The sequence below is a fragment of the Natroniella sp. ANB-PHB2 genome (genome assembly GCF_046097105.1).
Taxonomy (GTDB): domain Bacteria; phylum Bacillota; class Halanaerobiia; order Halobacteroidales; family Halobacteroidaceae; genus Natroniella.
The window spans coordinates 90,559-106,796 of the sequence record NZ_CP175562.1; the positions used below are offsets into that span (position 1 = coordinate 90,559).

The 16,238-nt window shown below is 34.5% G+C and carries 17 protein-coding genes; 15 read left to right on the forward strand and 2 right to left on the reverse strand.

The annotated features are described in order from the left end of the window. The first annotated feature begins 27 nt into the window (after positions 1-27). The 11 genes from ACKF5P_RS00515 to ACKF5P_RS00565 all read left to right on the forward strand — a co-directional run bounded on the left by ACKF5P_RS00515 (position 28) and on the right by ACKF5P_RS00565 (position 9,981). Positions 28-198, forward strand: coding sequence for a hypothetical protein (locus tag ACKF5P_RS00515; protein WP_408955560.1), 171 nt, complete (start codon positions 28-30; stop codon positions 196-198). A gap of 167 nt (positions 199-365) precedes the next feature. Beyond that, a complete protein-coding gene (locus tag ACKF5P_RS00520) occupies positions 366-650 on the forward strand; it encodes a CopG family ribbon-helix-helix protein (RefSeq protein ID WP_408955561.1) in 285 nt (94 codons plus the stop codon). 1 nt (position 651) lies between these two features. Next, positions 652-1,002 (forward strand): type II toxin-antitoxin system PemK/MazF family toxin, encoded by a 351-nt coding sequence (locus tag ACKF5P_RS00525; protein ID WP_408955562.1) that lies wholly within the window; start codon positions 652-654, stop codon positions 1,000-1,002. Positions 1,003-1,127: 125 nt separating this feature from the next. Next, on the forward strand, positions 1,128-2,306 hold the full coding sequence (locus ACKF5P_RS00530) for a M20 family metallopeptidase (protein WP_408955563.1): 1,179 nt from the start codon (positions 1,128-1,130) through the stop codon (positions 2,304-2,306). 53 nt (positions 2,307-2,359) lie between these two features. Next, a complete protein-coding gene (locus ACKF5P_RS00535; protein ID WP_408955564.1) occupies positions 2,360-4,684 on the forward strand; it encodes a tetratricopeptide repeat protein in 2,325 nt (774 codons plus the stop codon). Positions 4,685-4,711: 27 nt separating this feature from the next. Beyond that, positions 4,712-5,878 carry an amidohydrolase gene (locus ACKF5P_RS00540; protein WP_408955565.1) on the forward strand — a complete coding sequence of 389 codons (1,167 nt, stop codon included), beginning with the start codon at positions 4,712-4,714 and terminating at the stop codon, positions 5,876-5,878. Between the two features lie 49 nt (positions 5,879-5,927). After that, a complete protein-coding gene (gene tsaE / locus ACKF5P_RS00545) occupies positions 5,928-6,380 on the forward strand; it encodes a tRNA (adenosine(37)-N6)-threonylcarbamoyltransferase complex ATPase subunit type 1 TsaE (protein WP_408955566.1) in 453 nt (150 codons plus the stop codon). A gap of 1 nt (position 6,381) precedes the next feature. Continuing rightward, positions 6,382-7,077 (forward strand): tRNA (adenosine(37)-N6)-threonylcarbamoyltransferase complex dimerization subunit type 1 TsaB, encoded by a 696-nt coding sequence (gene tsaB, locus ACKF5P_RS00550; RefSeq protein ID WP_408955567.1) that lies wholly within the window; start codon positions 6,382-6,384, stop codon positions 7,075-7,077. 15 nt (positions 7,078-7,092) lie between these two features. Continuing rightward, positions 7,093-7,536, forward strand: a complete 444-nt coding sequence (gene rimI, locus ACKF5P_RS00555; protein ID WP_408955568.1) for a ribosomal protein S18-alanine N-acetyltransferase — start codon at positions 7,093-7,095, stop codon at positions 7,534-7,536. A gap of 22 nt (positions 7,537-7,558) precedes the next feature. Continuing rightward, positions 7,559-8,578, forward strand: a complete 1,020-nt coding sequence (gene tsaD, locus ACKF5P_RS00560) for a tRNA (adenosine(37)-N6)-threonylcarbamoyltransferase complex transferase subunit TsaD (RefSeq protein WP_408955569.1) — start codon at positions 7,559-7,561, stop codon at positions 8,576-8,578. 50 nt (positions 8,579-8,628) lie between these two features. Beyond that, positions 8,629-9,981: a DUF512 domain-containing protein gene (locus ACKF5P_RS00565; protein ID WP_408955570.1), complete on the forward strand. Its 1,353-nt coding sequence runs from the start codon at positions 8,629-8,631 to the stop codon at positions 9,979-9,981. A 162-nt stretch (positions 9,982-10,143) separates the two neighbouring features. Here the strand turns inward: ACKF5P_RS00565 and ACKF5P_RS00570 are convergent, their stop codons facing one another. Then, complete coding sequence (locus ACKF5P_RS00570) at positions 10,144-11,505, reverse strand: PFL family protein (protein WP_408955571.1); 1,362 nt, start codon at positions 11,503-11,505, stop codon at positions 10,144-10,146. Between the two features lie 16 nt (positions 11,506-11,521). Continuing rightward, a complete protein-coding gene (locus tag ACKF5P_RS00575) occupies positions 11,522-11,818 on the reverse strand; it encodes an ACT domain-containing protein (RefSeq protein WP_408955572.1) in 297 nt (98 codons plus the stop codon). Between the two features lie 593 nt (positions 11,819-12,411). Between ACKF5P_RS00575 and groES the strand changes: the two genes are divergently transcribed. The 4 genes from groES to larB all read left to right on the forward strand — a co-directional run bounded on the left by groES (position 12,412) and on the right by larB (position 16,227). Beyond that, entirely contained in the window at positions 12,412-12,699 is a 288-nt protein-coding gene (groES, locus tag ACKF5P_RS00580; RefSeq protein WP_408955573.1) for a co-chaperone GroES, read from the forward strand. 86 nt (positions 12,700-12,785) lie between these two features. Further along, positions 12,786-14,444: a chaperonin GroEL gene (gene groL, locus ACKF5P_RS00585; protein WP_408955574.1), complete on the forward strand. Its 1,659-nt coding sequence runs from the start codon at positions 12,786-12,788 to the stop codon at positions 14,442-14,444. Positions 14,445-14,605: 161 nt separating this feature from the next. After that, positions 14,606-15,457 carry an ATP-dependent sacrificial sulfur transferase LarE gene (gene larE / locus ACKF5P_RS00590; protein ID WP_408955575.1) on the forward strand — a complete coding sequence of 284 codons (852 nt, stop codon included), beginning with the start codon at positions 14,606-14,608 and terminating at the stop codon, positions 15,455-15,457. Continuing rightward, positions 15,454-16,227, forward strand: a complete 774-nt coding sequence (gene larB / locus ACKF5P_RS00595; RefSeq protein ID WP_408955576.1) for a nickel pincer cofactor biosynthesis protein LarB — start codon at positions 15,454-15,456, stop codon at positions 16,225-16,227. The genes larE and larB overlap by 4 nt, the downstream gene beginning before the upstream one ends. Positions 16,228-16,238: the final 11 nt, after the last annotated feature.

The following is a 16,238-nucleotide window of genomic DNA, read 5'->3' on the forward strand; positions in this document are numbered from 1 at the left end:
ATCAATTGTTATGAGGTGATAAAGGCTATGAATCAAGGGCAGTCTTTAAAAAAGAGTATTAATAATTATTACTTTGAAGAGAAAAAAGAATTAAAAGAGAAGTTGAAAAAAGGCTATTCTCAAATGGCAGAGTTGAATTTAGAATTGGCCCAAGAGAGCTTTCAAGCTGATAAGAACACATTACAGAATTTGTATTAATAAGTTAGAGACGTTAATAGCGTCTCTTTTATTCTATTTATTTTCTATGTATATTTTGAATAAAATTGCAGAAAATACTATATAGACTATAGGTTATTAAATGAACAGATTTTAAATTTGAAGCATAAAGATATAATGAATTAGACTTCAGTTATAATAAAGTGGGGGTGTTTCTCTTGACTAATTTAAAAGAGGTCATAGTTAGCTTGCCTAATAACTTATTAAATGAGATTGATGGATTTATTAATGAAGAATATCAAGATCGAAATGAATTTATAAGTGAAGCTATGGAAGTTTATATTGAACAGCTAAGAAAAAATAGATTCAGAAAGGAAATGAAGGAAGGCTATTTAAAGATGGCTCAACTGAACATTTACTTGGCTACCGAGAGCTTTTTATCAGAAAACAAAGCTTTCTTTAATTATGAGGCTAGATTAGCGGAGTGTGATTAAAGTGGAAATAAAAAGAGGTGATATTTATTATGCCGACTTAAATCCTGTTGTTGGTTCTGAACAAGGGGGAGTAAGACCTGTTTTAGTGATTCAAAATGATATTGGCAATAAATATAGCCCTACGGTTATTATAGCAGCTATTACATCTCGAATAGATAAAGCGAAACTACCAACGCATGTAGAAATCGATTCTAATAAGTGTAACTTAGAACGGGATTCAGTAATTTTATTAGAACAGATTAGAACTATTGATAAGAAAAGGTTACAACGTCGTGTTACTTATCTTGATCAAAAGATAGTTAAAAAAGTTAATAAGGCATTAGAGATCAGTTTAGGGCTGGTTGATTTATAATTAATGATACTTTTAGTTGAGTAATTTTAAGCTTAGCTAAGAGTATTTTTTTGTTATATTTATTATAAATAAGCATAACCTTAGTAAATTTGATCGAATAAAGGGAAATTAATTTTTGGGAGGTGATGATTATAAAAGAAGTGATTGAGCAAATTGAGCTGATAGAAGAAGAGGTTATCCAGCTTAGAAGAGAATTTCATCAATATCCTGAGTTAGGGTTTAAGGAAGAGCGTACTTCACAGCGGGTTATTGATTATTTATTAGAGTTAAATTTAGAAGTGGAGCGAACTACCAAAACTGGGGTAATAGGATTGTTAGATTCTGGCCCAGGGCCAACAATTGCTCTAAGGGCTGATATGGATGCATTGCCGATCACAGAACAAACGAAAGTTAGTTATAAATCTAAGTTAGATGGTGTAATGCATGCTTGTGGACATGATGGACATACCGCAATCTTGTTGGGGGTTGCTAAGGTGTTAAGCAAACTTCAAGATAAGGTTAAAGGTAAGATTAAATTTATTTTTCAACCTGCTGAAGAAGGGCCAGGAGGAGCTTTGCCTTTGATTGAAGCAGGGGTGTTAAATAAACCTCAAGTCGATAGTATTTTTGCTCTACATATTACTAATAAATTGCCAACTGGGGTAGTAGGTTTACAAAGGAAAGTTGTATCGGCAGCAGCTGATGAAATTGATTTAATAATTAAGGGTAAAAGTGGCCATGCATCTACTCCTCAAGATGGAGTAGATGCAATTGTAACTGCTAGCCAAGTAATTAATTCTTTACAGACGATCAATAGTAGAAAAGTTAGTCCTCATCAAAAAGTTGTAATTAATTTAGGAACAATTAAAGGTGGTTATCGTAGAAATGTAATAGCTGATAAAGTTAAGATTACAGGAACTGTGCGAACAACAGCTCCTAAATTAAGAAAATCATTACCAGCTATGATTGAACAGATTGTTAGTGGGGTTACTGCTAGTCAAGGAGGAGAATATCAACTTAATTATCAAAAAGGCTATCCAGTCTTAATTAATTCTACTGAATTAGTAAAGGATCTAGAGAATACGATTAAGCAAATTCCTTATTTAGAACAGTTAAAATTTTTAGAATTACCTTCAATGGGAGCAGAGGACTTTGCCTATTATTTACAGCATGTACCTGGAGTGTTTTTTAGGTTAGGAGCAGCTGCTCCTAATTGCAGTTATTACCCAGCCCACCATCCTAAATTTAACTTTGATGAAGATGCTCTTAAGATTGGGATGGCTCTTTTTATTTATATAACTTTGCAGAGAATAAAGGATAACTAGACAGCTTTATAGAATATAAAATTAAGTAGTTGGAAAGGAGGAATTTTAGAACTGTGAAAAAAATTATTGGAGTAATAGTTTTACTTATCTGTTTAACATCTAATCAAGTATTAGCAGCTGAAGAATCTGCGTCTAATCTATTGGATGAAATTACAAAGCAAATAGATCAAATTGAAGATTTTAGAGGTACTATTGTTACTAGGATTTTTGAGGAGGATCAAAGTAAGGATTTTAGGGTTCAAATTATGCGGTCTAATACTAGATTAATGACCCAGCAGACCCAACAAGATGATATAACTGAATTAGAAAATATTAGACTATTAAATTCAATTCCTTGGGTTTATTTACCTCCTGATTATTCACTCATTAAGAATAGTCTTCCTTTAGAGGGGCAATTAGACTATGACCAACCACTAAAAAAATTAGAGTCATTATATGAAATGGAGCTGTTAGGAGAAGCTATTTATGATGAACGGGAAGTTTACATAATTAACCTAAAAAACCCCTTTTCTGTTCAAAGGATATTTATCGATCAAGAGTGGAATACTATTCTAAGAATTGAAATCTTTAATGGAAGCAATATCAAAGTAGCTAATATTATTTATGACCATTTTGAGCAGTTTGAACTGAAGACTACGAAGGCTTGGCTGCCAACTGAAATCAGGGTAGAGAATAATTATGGTGATAGCTTGTTAGAGATAATTTATCAAGGCTGGGAGGTTAATATTGGACTGACTGATTTTGATTTTTCTGAAGGATTTCCTCCTGATTATCAAACCCAAATTGATCAGTTATATGATCAGTTAGAAGAGAATCCAGAAGATGACTCTTTATACTTTAAGATTAGTAACTTATATTATAAAAGTGATTATTTAGATGAAACAATTGATCATTTACACCAGGCAATTGAGTTTAATGATCGGGTTAGATATCGTAAAAGGTTGGCTGAACTTTATCAAGAAACAAGAGATTACGAAGCGGCATTATCTGAGGTAAGAACTGCTTTACAAGCAGATTATGATAATGCTAGTTTGCATTTTTTAGAAGGAGAAATTAGGTTGCAGTTAGGTGAAACTAACAGAGCACGCCGTTCATTAGAAAGAGCTGTAGAGCGAGATTCACAAAACGAGGTTTACTTAGAGCGTTTATTTAGAATTTATTATAATTTGGCTGATCAAGATAATAATATGTTAACAAGAGCAAGAAGAATTGTAGAGGATTTAGTTAAATTAAATGATAATAATAAAAATTATAAGATTTATTTAGGTGATATTTATCGTGAGAAAGGAAGATTAGCTGAAGCATTTGAGGTTTATAGCCAGGCTATTGAACTAGCTCCTTATGATACGTGGGGATATATTAAATTAGCTAGGCTATATAAAGAGGTGGAGCGGTATGAAAGAGCAGAAGAGTTATATCGTTATATTATATATTTAGAAGATACAATTGAAAACCATAAGCGCCTAGCTGATTTTTATTTTGAGCAAGGTAAATATAGATTGGCCTTACAGGAATATAAATTAATTAATGATAGAGTTACAGATGATTTAGATCTAGAAATGAAGTTAGCAGAAACTTATTTAGCAGTGGGTGATAAAGAAGCAGGAATAGAAATTTTTGAAGAGCTTTTGGCTGATAAAAAAGAGGGGGCACTTTATATAGAGGTAGCTGAGATTATAAGTCGCTATCAATTAGATATTGCGATAAATCTTTATCGACAAGCCTTAGAGAATAAAGATTTATTAACTACTCAACAGCAGGAAGAAGTCTACAGTAAATTAGGTCATATTTATTTTGAGAGAGAAAAAAAGAGACAGTTTTCTCAAATTCAAGATCTTATAAATTTAGACTCACAAGCTAAAATTTATCGTCTGTTAGGAGAGTATAAGTTTAGAGCAGGAGAATTAAATCAAGCATTATCTTATTTTAAAGTAGCTAGTGAGCGTCAAAAAAGTATTAATAATCATTATAATTTGGCGGTTAGTTATTTATTAGTAGATCATTTTGAGCTGGCTAGGATAGAAGGAGAAAAATTAAAGGAATTAGATTCTTCTATGGGGAAAGAAATAATTAGATTGTCAGAGGATTTAATGGAATTAGAAGTTAAATATAAAGATAAGTATGTTCCAGGGAGGATAAATCGAATTCAGGGTGATAGATTGCGACGGCAAGGTAAATTAAATGAAGCATTAATTAAGTATCAACAATCTATTTTAGAAAATCATGAATATAACTTATCTTATTTTTATACCGGTTTAATCTATGCTGTACAAAATAATCACCTCAAATTAAGGTTAGCTAAAAGTGGTTTGGATCAAGAAGAAAAAGAATTAATAAAGGATTTAACTCTACTTTTACAGCAGGTTAATCAATTTTAAACTTATTAGTGGTGGAGGAATTAGATAATGTTAGCAATTAAGAATGGTCGTATTTTAACCATAGCCAATAGAATTATTGAGCAAGGAACAGTCCTAGTTGAGTCAGGGAAGATTGTTGAAGTTGGATCTGAAGTTGAAATTTCAGTTGATGCTGATATAATTGATGTTGAGGGTAAGGTTGTGATGCCTGGATTAATTGATGCTCATACCCATTTAGGTATTTGGGAGGAAGGGATTGGAGAGTCAGGAGCAGATGGCAATGAAAAGTCTGCTCCTTTAACCCCTCAATTAAGAGCAATTGATGCAGTTAACCCCTTTGACCAAGCTTTTGAAGATGCTTTAAAGGCTGGGGTTACAACTGTTGGAACAGGGCCAGGTAGCAGTAATGTCTTAAATGGAGAGAGTATTGCTTTAAAGACTTATGGTCATGTTGTAGATGAGATGGTAGTTAAAGATCCAGTAGGAGCTAAGGCAGCTTTTGGAGAAAACCCTAAGGTTGTCTTTGGAAAGCAAGAAAAGGCTCCTTATACTAGGATGGCAATTGCTGCTTTATTGCGAGAAGCATTATTAAATGCTGATAATTACTTGAAGCAAGAGCATCCAGAGTATAATATTAAACATGAAGCAGTAGCAAAAATACTTAGGAAAGAAGTTCCACTTAAAGCTCATGCCCATAGAGCAGATGATATTATGACTGCTTTGCGAATAGCTAAAGAATTTAATTTAGATTTAACGATTGAACATGGTACAGAATCTCATAAAATAGCTGGTTATTTAGCTCAGCAGGGAGTGCCGGTTGTTTTTGGCCCTACTATGGTTTCACGTTCCAAGGTTGAATTAAAAGAAAGAGATTTTTCAACAGCTAAAGTATTAGTAGAAGCTGGAGTTAAATTAGCGATTATGACTGATCATCCAGTAATTCCAATTCAGTATTTATCTATCTGTGCAGGGTTAGCTGTTAAAGCAGGATTGGATTGGCAAGAAGCTTTACGAGCAATTACAATCAATCCAGCGCAAATTTTAGGGATTTCTGATCGAGTTGGGAGCATAGAGTCAGGAAAAGATGCTGATTTAATTGTTTTATCTGGTAATCCTCTGGCTTTGGAGAGCAGAGTTGAAAAGGTCTTGATTAATGGTTCATTAGTTGTTGATAATGGCAAAACAATTAATACTAACAAAGAATTAACTGATTAGCTAAGGGTTATTAACTAATAATAATGAAATTGAGAGGTGGAATCTAACAATGTTAAAGATGGAGACAAATAATCCAGAAGAGACTTTTAATTTAGGAAAAGAGATTGGAAAAAGATTAACTCATGGAGGAATTGTTTGCTTACAAGGAGATTTAGGAGCAGGTAAGACAGTTTTAGCTAAAGGAATTTGTAGAGGGTTGGGTGTTGAAGAAGAGATTACAAGCCCTACATATAAAGTGGTTAATGAATATCGAGGCAAATTAAAAGTTTATCATATGGATCTGTATCGGATTAAGAATGAGGAAGAATTATATGATGTAGGTTTTGAAGATTATTTATATAGTGGAGAAGGAGTAACTATTATTGAGTGGCCAGATAAAGCAGGTGTTTTAATGCCTGATAATTATTTAGATATTAATTTAAGAGGAGAGGGAAATTGGCGAGAAATTAGAATTATACCTCAAGCCAATAAGTTTATTGAATTAGTTGCGGAGTTGAAGTAAAATGTTAGTCTTAGCAGTTGATAGTTCGACTAAAGCAGGAAGTGTCAGTTTAGTTTCTACAGAAAAATTAATAGCAGAAAGCTTATTAAATTTAGATCATACCCATTCACAAAGGTTGATGCCTCAACTGATTGATTTAGTAGATAGAGCCGATTGTTCTTTGCAGAATTTGGATGGAATTGCAGTTGCTCTAGGGCCAGGCTCTTTTACTGGAACTCGTATTGGGGTAGTGACGGCTAAGACGTTGGCCCAAAGTTTAGATTTACCGATTGTCGGTATCTCTACCTTAAAAGCTATGGCGTATAGCTTAAATTATACTTCAGGTTATATTTGTCCTGTAATAGATGCTAGACGTAACCGGGTATTTACTGGTTTATATTGTACAACTAAAGGAAAGTTGAAGACAGTGGCAGAAGAAACATTATTAAATATTGATGATTTAATAACAGAATTAAGTTCAGTAGAAGAAGAAATCTATTTTATAGGAGAAATAATTCAAGAATATAGAGCTCAGATTAGTGAGCAGATTGAAGGAGCTCACTTTATTACTAATAAATTCAGTTTGCCGCAGGCTGGATCAATTGGAGAGTTGGCTATAGAACGATTAGCCGCTGGAGATGAGGAGCAGTTATTTGAATTGACTCCCAATTACTTAAAACGCTCTCAAGCTGAAATTCAATGGGAAAAGAATAATTAGTTAGGATGCCCAACATTGAGACAGCTTAAAGTTCTGCCAATGGAGGAGAAGTACCTGGAGCAGGTTTTAAAGATTGAAAGAGAAACATTTACAGTACCTTGGTCGAAGGCAGCATTTAAGAGAGAGTTGAATACTAGTTATGGCTATTATATAGTGGGAATAGTGGCTGATAAGATAATTGCTTATCTTGGTGCCTGGGTTATTTCAAATAGAGCTCATATAACGAATTTAGCAATTAGTAAAGATTATAGACGTCAGAAGATAGCTACAAAATTATTATGCTGTTTATATACTAAGCTTGAGGAAAAGAAAATTAACATGATTACACTAGAAGTTAGGGTATCTAATCAAATAGCTCAAGAATTGTACCGCAAAGAAGGTTTTGTTAGTATTGGAGTTAAAGAAGATTATTATAGTGATAATCAAGAAAATGCTTTAATTATGTGTAAAAAGTTATAGGTCAAAGGAGTTGAAGAATTTTATGTCAGAGCCTTTTTTAGTGTTGGGAATTGAAACTTCCTGTGATGAGACTTCAGCAGCAGTTATTAAGGATGGAACTCAAGTTTTATCAAATATAATTGCTTCTCAAATTGATTGGCATCGCAAATTTGGGGGGGTTGTTCCTGAAATTGCTTCTCGTAAGCATGTGGAATTGATTAATCCTGTGATTAATAAGGCTTTAATAGAGGCAGGAGTTAATTATCAAGATCTATCAGCTGTAGCAGTGACCTATGGGCCAGGCTTAGTAGGGGGATTATTGGTTGGTATTTCAGCTGCTAAGGCAATAGCATATGCTCACAATTTACCTTTGATTGCTGTTAATCATATTGAAGGACATATCTATGCTAACTTTATTTCTTATTCTAAGCTAGAACCTCCGTTAATCTGCTTAACTGTTTCCGGTGGTCATACTGATTTGTTATATTTTGAAAAATTAGGTAGTTATCAGATTTTAGGTAGGACTAAAGATGATGCTGCTGGGGAAGCTTTTGATAAGGTAGCTCGGGTAATGGAGTTAGGTTATCCAGGTGGGCCAGCAATTGATAAGTTAGCTAGAAAAGGAGATCCAACAGGAGTTGATTTACCACGCCCAATGATTGATAGTCCAGATTATGATTTCAGTTTCAGTGGTTTAAAGACGGCTGTCTTAAATTATATTAATCATAAAAAACAGAAGCAAGAAGAGATACCTAAGGCTGACTTAGCAGCTAGCTTTCAACAAGCTGTGGTTGATATTTTAGTTACTAAGGTGATCAAAGCAGCTAAAGATAAAGAGGTCAAAACTGTATTACTTTCAGGAGGAGTTGCTTCTAATGATCAGTTAAGAAGAGAATTAACGACTAAAGTAAAAGAATTAGGCTTGGAATTATATTATCCTGAAGCACAATTATGTACAGATAATGCTGCTATGATTGGGAGTGCTGCTTATTTCAAGTGGCAATTAGACCAAAAACCAGCACCTTATTCTTTAAATGCAAAGCCTAATTTAAGGTTAGGCTAAATGAGATCTCCTAATTAGGAGATCTTTATTAATTAGAAAGGATGGTTATTATGGAATATACTGAACAGCAATTAGCTATTTTATCAGCTCAAAAAGAAAATATCCTACCAATTACATCAGTTTGTAATCTCAGCTGTTTATTTTGTAGCCATCAAGGAAATCCAGATAATGTAGAGGTTTTCTCTTCTGGACACCGTTCTTTTACTGAAATCAAAGAGTTGATCTCTTTTTTAAATGCTGAAAGTAAAATTTTAATTGGAGAGTCTGCTACTAGAATCTGTGAAGGAGAGCCATTTACTCACCCTCAAATAATAGAGGTGCTCAATTTAGTACGAGAGCAATTTCCCGATACTGTATTGCAGTTGACGACTAATGGAATCAATTTAACTGCTGAAATGTTGACTGATTTGGCTCGATTAGAGCCACTTGAGCTAAATCTATCGGTTAATATTATTGGCTCTAAAAATAGAAAAGAGTTAATGAAGCAACATCAAGAGAGGGTAATTTTAGATGTAATGAAAGGGTTAAAAGAGTTAGGGATTATTTATCATGGAAGTATAGTAGCTTTGCCGACAGTAACTGGATGGTCAAATATAGAGGAGACTATTGCTTCTTTAGAGTTTTATGGTGCTCAAACTGTTAGGGTGTTTTTGCCAGGTTATACAAAATTAAGCCCTAGCCGAATGAAATTTAAGTTTACTTTATGGGAGCAGTTAGTTGATTTTATTAATGATTGTCGGGCCAAATATCAAATTCCAATTATGTTAGAACCGTTGAAGTTGTTAGATTTAAAAGCTGAAGTAGTAGGGGTAATTAATAATTCTCCAGCTACTTTTAGTAAAATTAAAATTGGAGATAGAATTATTGAAGTTGATGGAACAGAGGTTATCTCTCGGGTTGATGCCTTTGAGCGGTTATTAGGAATGGAAAATCCCCAAGTTAAGCTAGAGAGAGAAGGAGAAATTAAAGAAGTTGTGATTGATAAACTAGCTGGAGAAAGGTCGGGGTTGGTCTTTAGCTATGATTTGGCCCCTCAATCATTGACTAACTTAGAACGAGTAATTAATCATCAGAGAGCTGAGCGAGTTTTAATCTTAACTTCAGTATTAGCTACGGAAGTTATTAAAGTGGGTTTGCAGTTAGTACTTAAAAATAATCCGAGTTGGTATTTAGAGGTAGTTACTACCAAAAATAATTTTTTTGGTGGTTCTATCTTATGTGCTGGCTTGTTAGTTGTAGATGATTTTAGAAAGGCATTGTTAAATTGTAAGGAGCAGCTAGCTGAATTTGATTTGCTCTTGTTACCGGGAGTTGCTTTTGATAATTGGGGACGTGATCTGCTAGGAGAAAGCTATCAGAAATTAGAAGAAGAATTTGGAATAGCTGTGGAGATAATTGATTAAGGTCAAGTTTAAGTCTAAGTTTGATTAAACAATAAATAGACCTATAAGAACTAATAAGATAATCATAAAAGACTCTGCCACAGTTTTTAACCTGTAGCAGAGTCAAACATCAGCATTCTACTTAAACTTAACCTAAATTTATTTGAGCTTAGTCAAATAAATTTAATTGGTCAATGCTTGAATAGGAGCAGGAATTCTACCACCTCGTTGTACAAATTTATTAGAGTTGAACTTGTTTACTGTCATAATAGGTGCCTCCCCTAATAGGCCACCGAATTTAACCTTATCGCCAACTTTTTTATCAGGAGCAGGAATAATTCTAACAGCAGTAGTCTTCTTGTTGATCATTCCAATTGCCATCTCATCGGAGATGATAGCTGCAATTGTCTCACTGCTTGTATCTCCTGGGACAGCAATCATATCTAATCCTACTGAACATACTGAAGTCATTGCCTCTAATTTTTCTAAATTTAATGAACCTACTTCAGCCGCTTTAATCATTCCTTGATCTTCACTGACAGGAATAAAAGCTCCACTTAGACCTCCTACTGATGAAGAGGCCATTGCCCCTCCTTTTTTGACTGCATCATTTAATAAAGCTAAAGCAGCCGTTGTGCCATGGGTTCCACAAGATTCTAATCCCATACTCTCTAAGATATTAGCGACACTATCTCCTATTGCTGGGGTAGGTGCTAATGATAAATCAACGATTCCAAAAGGAACTTTTAACATATCAGAAGCTGTTTGACCGACCAATTCTCCTACTCTAGTAATTTTAAAAGCTGTTCTTTTTATCGTATCTGCTAAGGTGTTAAAGTCAGCATCTGGAATTTGATCAACCACATTTTTGACTACGCCAGGTCCACTAATTCCAATATTAATTACAGTTTCAGGCTCTCCTGTACCATGGAAAGCTCCGGCCATAAAAGGGTTATCTTCTGGAACATTACAGAAGACAACAAGTTTAGCTGCTCCTAGTCCGTCTTTATCTGCAGTTAATTGGGCTGTCTTTTTAATAGTTTTTCCCATCTTTAGTACAGCATCCATATTAATTCCAGCCTTAGTAGAAGCAACATTGACAGAAGAGCATACCTTGTCGGTAGTAGCTAAGGCTTGAGGGATTGAGTTAATTAAATTTCTTTCTCCTTCAGTATGCCCTTTATGTACTAATCCAGAAAAACCTCCTATGAAATCAACTCCTACTTCTTTAGCAGCTTTATCCAAGATCTGAGCAATACTAGTATAATCAGTTTCCTGGCAAGCATCAGCGATGATTGAGATGGGTGTAACAGAAATTCTCTTATTGACGATGGGGATCCCAAACTTTCGCTCTATTTTATTAGCTGTTGTTACTAAGTCTTGAGCTTTAGTAGTTACTTTTTCATAAATATTAGCAGTTAATTTCTCAATTTCGGGGTGAGCACAATCTCGCAAATTAATTCCCATAGTGATTGTTCTAATATCAAAGTTTTCCTTTTTAACCATCTGGATTGTTTCTAAAATTTCATTGTTGTTAAATAGCAATCTAGTCACCTCCTAATTAGACTCGATGCATATATTTAAAGATGTTTTCATGTTGTAGTTTTATTTCTACATTTATTTCTTCCTCTAACTCTCTTAATTCCTTGTTTAAGGTTTCAAAATCAGCTTTTAATTCACTGATTTCAACCAGCATAATCATTGAGAAGATGTCTTCTAATAAAGTTTGACTAATATCAACTATATTAGCATTATGCTCAGCCAATATAGTAGTTATTTTAGCTACTATTCCAACTTTATCTGCTCCTAGAACTGTGACTATGGCTCGTTGCTCTGACTTGTCAGCTTGTTGATTCATTATTAATTAATACCTCCTTTAGTTTTTTTAGATAATCAAGTAGATATTTAAATAATATCTTATATTATTTATTTAACAATGTCAACTGCTAAGGTATTAAACACTAGCGTTAACTTTAAGGTAGCTTTTGGTGTATCGAGGTTTGAATTACAAAACAGTGTCAGTGTTTGTAATCCGTGTCAGTAAAAGATCAAGTTCAAAATTTTTATGGTTTAAAGGGATTTAAAGATGTTGGTCTTCAACTTACCAGTCCTAAAAAAACAGGACTGTCCGTGAAAACCATATCCATAGACACAGACTACTGACACTATATACTAATCAAGTTGATATTTAGTGGTTAAAGAATAAAAAAATGGAAGTTGGGTATAATACAATACTGGTAATAGTTAAATAAGAGAGTTTATTTGAGAAAAGTTGAGTTTTTAGGATATAATAACCTCTAATTAAATTTAATTCAGATTAACACGTTCAGAAACAACTTGATTTTGAGGGTAGATTTAGTTATTATTAGTTACGTAATCATTAGCACTCGTTGATGGTGAGTGCTAATAAAAGAGTTTATAATGAAAATTATATTATAAGGAGGGTGTTCAATGGGAATTAGACCTTTAGGTGACAGAGTAGTAATTCAAACTGTAGAAAGAGAAGAAAAGACTGAAAGTGGAATTGTATTACCAGATAGTGCTAAAGAGAAGCCACAGGAAGGTAAGGTTGTAGCAGTTGGTGAAGGAAGAAGAGCAGATAGTGGAGAGGTTATTGCTCCACAGGTAGCTGAAGGAGATATCGTTATTTATAGTAAGTTTGCTGGAACAGAAGTTAAGCATCAAGGTGAGGAATATCTGATTGTTAATGAAAAAGATATCTTAGCAATCGTTGAGTAAGCAAGATAGTTTGATTTTAGTTTTTAAAAAATTGGTAAATTGCGAATCTATTTATAATGAAAATAATTCAAGGAGGTTGACTACATATGGCAAAAGAAATTAGGTTTGGTGAAGAAGCAAGACGTAAATTAGAAGCTGGGGTTGATGCTTTAGCTGATGCTGTAAAAGTAACGCTAGGGCCAAAAGGTCGTAATGTAGTATTTGAGCAAGGTTTTGGAGCACCAATGATTACTAATGATGGTGTGACAATTGCTAAAGAGATTGAACTAAAGGATGCTTATGAGGATATGGGAGCACAGACAGTAAAAGAGGTTGCAACTAATACTAATGATATTGCAGGAGACGGGACTACTACTGCAACTGTGTTGGCCCAAGCTATTGTCAATGAAGGAATGAAGAATGTAGCTGCTGGTGCTAATCCAATGATTCTTCGTAAGGGAATTCAAAAAGCTGTTGAAGCAGCTGTAGAAGAGATTGGAACTATTAGTAAGCCAATTGAAGATAGAGAGTCTATCGCTCAGGTAGCTGCTATTTCTGCTGCTGATGAAGCTGTTGGTGAGTTAATTGCTGATGCTATGGAAGAGGTAGGCCAAGATGGTGTTATCTCTGTTGAAGAATCTAGGACAATGGGAACTGATCTTGAAGTTGTAGAAGGGATGCAATTTGACCGTGGTTACCTATCACCTTATATGGTAACTGATGATGAGCAGATGGTAGCTAATCTAGAAGATCCATATATCTTATTGACTGATCAAAAGATTAGCTCTATCCAAGATATTTTACCATTGTTAGAGCAAGTTGCTCAGCAGAACAAACCATTATTGATTGTTGCTGAAGATGTTGAAGGTGAAGCATTAGCTACATTAGTAGTTAATAAGTTACGAGGTACTTTTGAATGTGTAGCCGTTAAAGCACCTGGATTTGGTGATAGAAGAAAAGCAATGTTAGAAGATATTGCTGCTTTAACAGGTGGGCAGGTAGTTACTGAGGACTTAGGTTTAGACTTAGAAAGTGTTGATGTTTCTATGTTAGGAAGTGCTCGCAATGTGAAGATTACTAAAGATGATACTACTATCGTTGATGGAGCTGGAGATGAAAAGAATATTGAACAAAAGGTATCTCAAATCCGTCAACAAATTGAAAATACAACTTCTGACTTTGATCGTGACAAGTTAGAAGAGAGATTAGCTAAGTTAGCAGGAGGAGTAGCGGTAATTAAAGTTGGTGCTGCTACAGAGACTGAGCTGAAAGAGAAGAAGTTAAGAATTGAAGATGCATTAAGTGCTACTAGAGCTGCTGTCGAAGAAGGTATAGTGTCAGGTGGTGGAACAGTCTTACTTGATATCTTATCAGCAGTAGAAGAGTTAGGTTTAGAAGGAGATGAATTAACTGGAGCTGATATTGTAAGAAAATCTCTAGAAGCTCCTGTACGATTGATTGCTGATAATGCAGGTTATGAAGGAGCAGTTATTGCTGAAAAGGTTAAGGAGCAAGGAGCAGGAGTAGGATTTAACGCTGCTACTGGAGAATTTGTAAATATGATTGAAGCTGGTATTGTTGACCCAGCTAAAGTAACTCGTTCTGCTTTACAGAATGCTGCTAGTGCAGCTGCTACATTATTGACAACTGAGACTGCTATTGTTGCAAGAGATGATGAAGATAGCAATGGTGGTGGCGGAATGCCAGCTGGAATGGGTGGCGGAATGCCAGGCGGAATGGGCGGAGGAATGCCAGGAATGATGTAACTTCCTCTGTGTCAATAGTAAGAAGGTCTTCTTAGAGAACTCTAAGAAGACCTTCTTTTTTTATAAAAAATTGAGAGCAGGAAAAACTAAATTTATAATGAATTTTAAACTAGTGTTCTGATAGAATTTTGAATAAAGTAGATAATATAGGAGGTAATAAGATGAGTTTAGAGCAAAAATATCAAAAGTTGCAAAATATCATTGAAAAGTTAGGGAGTGTAGTTATTGCTTTTTCTGGAGGAGTAGATAGTACTTTTTTAAGTAAAGTTTGTAGAGATGTTTTAGGAGATAATGCAATGGCAGTTACAGCTAGATCATCTACATATCCAGCTAGAGAGTTTAAGGAAGCAAAGCAGTTAGCAAAAGAGATAGGGATTGAACAGGTAGTTATTATTTCAGAAGAGACAGAAGTGGATGGTTTTGCTAACAATCCACCTGATAGATGCTATTATTGTAAGCATGAACTATTTTCTAAAGTAGAGGAAGTAGCTAAGGTACGCAATATAAAGTATGTACTTGATGGTTCTAATTATGATGATTTGCAAGATTTTCGACCAGGAATGAAAGCTGCTGAGGAATTAGAAGTAGTTAGTCCTCTTAAAGAAGCTGAACTGACCAAGGATGATATTAGAGAATTATCAAAGAGATTGGGACTTCCTACGTGGAATAAACCTGCCTTTGCTTGTTTATCTTCTCGTTTTCCTTATGGAGAGGAGATAAATGAAGAGAAGTTATCTATGGTTGAGCAAGCGGAAGATTATTTAATAAAGCTTGGTTTTAAACAGTTTAGGGTTAGACATCATGAGCAGATTGCTAGAATTGAAGTTGCCCCTGAGGAAAGAAAGAAATTTTTTGAACTAGAAGTAATGGATCAAATTTCAGCTAAGTTAAAAGAAGTGGGCTTTATTTATGTAACATTAGATTTAGCAGGTTATCGTCCGGGGAGTATGAATGAGGTGTTAGATGAATCAGAGAAAAAATCGAAAATAAATAGAAAGAGGGAGAGAGTATGAAAAATAAAGTTATTAAACAGACATTAGAGCAAGTAAAGAGTGGAAATTTAGATGTAGAATCTGCTATGAAACAGTTAAAAGATTTACCGTTTGAAGATTTAGGATATGCAAAAGTAGATCATCATCGTGGCTTGAGAAATGGTTATCCAGAGGTTATTTATTGTGAGGGAAAGTCAGTAGAGCATATTAAAGGGATAGTTGTTAAGATGTTAGAGAGGGATAATAATATTTTAGCAACCAGGGCCAATTCTGAAATTTATGAGGCTTTGCAAAATATAACAGAGGAGATAGAGTATAATGAATTGGCTAAGACGGTTGTGGTTAAAAGGAGAGAACTTGAAACTACAACAAGTAAAATATTGGTTGTAACTGGTGGAACTTCAGATATTCCAGTAGCTGAAGAAGCAGTAGTAACTGCTCAAGTCTTAGGAAATACTGTTGAGAGATTATATGATGTAGGGGTTGCTGGAATTCATCGTCTATTATCAAATAGAGATAAATTAGATGAAGCTAATATTATCATTACTGTCGCAGGAATGGAAGGTGCTTTAGCCAGTGTAGTTGGAGGTTTAGTAGATAAACCAGTAATAGCTGTTCCAACCAGTATCGGTTATGGTGCTAATTTTGAGGGGGTATCGGCATTATTGACCATGTTAAATAGTTGCTCTAGTGGGATTGGGGTAGTCAATATTGATAATGGTTTTGGTGCTGCTTATCTAGCCAGTACTATTAATCGTCAGATTGAAATTGCAATGGAGGAAAAATCTTAATGGGAGATGAT

Coding starts and splice junctions, on each gene's coding strand:
- ACKF5P_RS00515 (WP_408955560.1), top strand. CDS start 28: ATGAATCAAGGGCAGTCTTTAAAAAAGAGTATTAATAATTATTACTTT.
- ACKF5P_RS00530 (WP_408955563.1), top strand. CDS start 1,128: ATGATTATAAAAGAAGTGATTGAGCAAATTGAGCTGATAGAAGAAGAG.
- ACKF5P_RS00540 (WP_408955565.1), top strand. CDS start 4,712: ATGTTAGCAATTAAGAATGGTCGTATTTTAACCATAGCCAATAGAATT.
- tsaE (WP_408955566.1), top strand. CDS start 5,928: ATGTTAAAGATGGAGACAAATAATCCAGAAGAGACTTTTAATTTAGGA.
- tsaB (WP_408955567.1), top strand. CDS start 6,382: ATGTTAGTCTTAGCAGTTGATAGTTCGACTAAAGCAGGAAGTGTCAGT.
- tsaD (WP_408955569.1), top strand. CDS start 7,559: ATGTCAGAGCCTTTTTTAGTGTTGGGAATTGAAACTTCCTGTGATGAG.
- ACKF5P_RS00565 (WP_408955570.1), top strand. CDS start 8,629: ATGGAATATACTGAACAGCAATTAGCTATTTTATCAGCTCAAAAAGAA.
- ACKF5P_RS00575 (WP_408955572.1), bottom strand. CDS start 11,818: ATGAATCAACAAGCTGACAAGTCAGAGCAACGAGCCATAGTCACAGTT.
- groES (WP_408955573.1), top strand. CDS start 12,412: ATGGGAATTAGACCTTTAGGTGACAGAGTAGTAATTCAAACTGTAGAA.
- groL (WP_408955574.1), top strand. CDS start 12,786: ATGGCAAAAGAAATTAGGTTTGGTGAAGAAGCAAGACGTAAATTAGAA.
- larE (WP_408955575.1), top strand. CDS start 14,606: ATGAGTTTAGAGCAAAAATATCAAAAGTTGCAAAATATCATTGAAAAG.
- larB (WP_408955576.1), top strand. CDS start 15,454: ATGAAAAATAAAGTTATTAAACAGACATTAGAGCAAGTAAAGAGTGGA.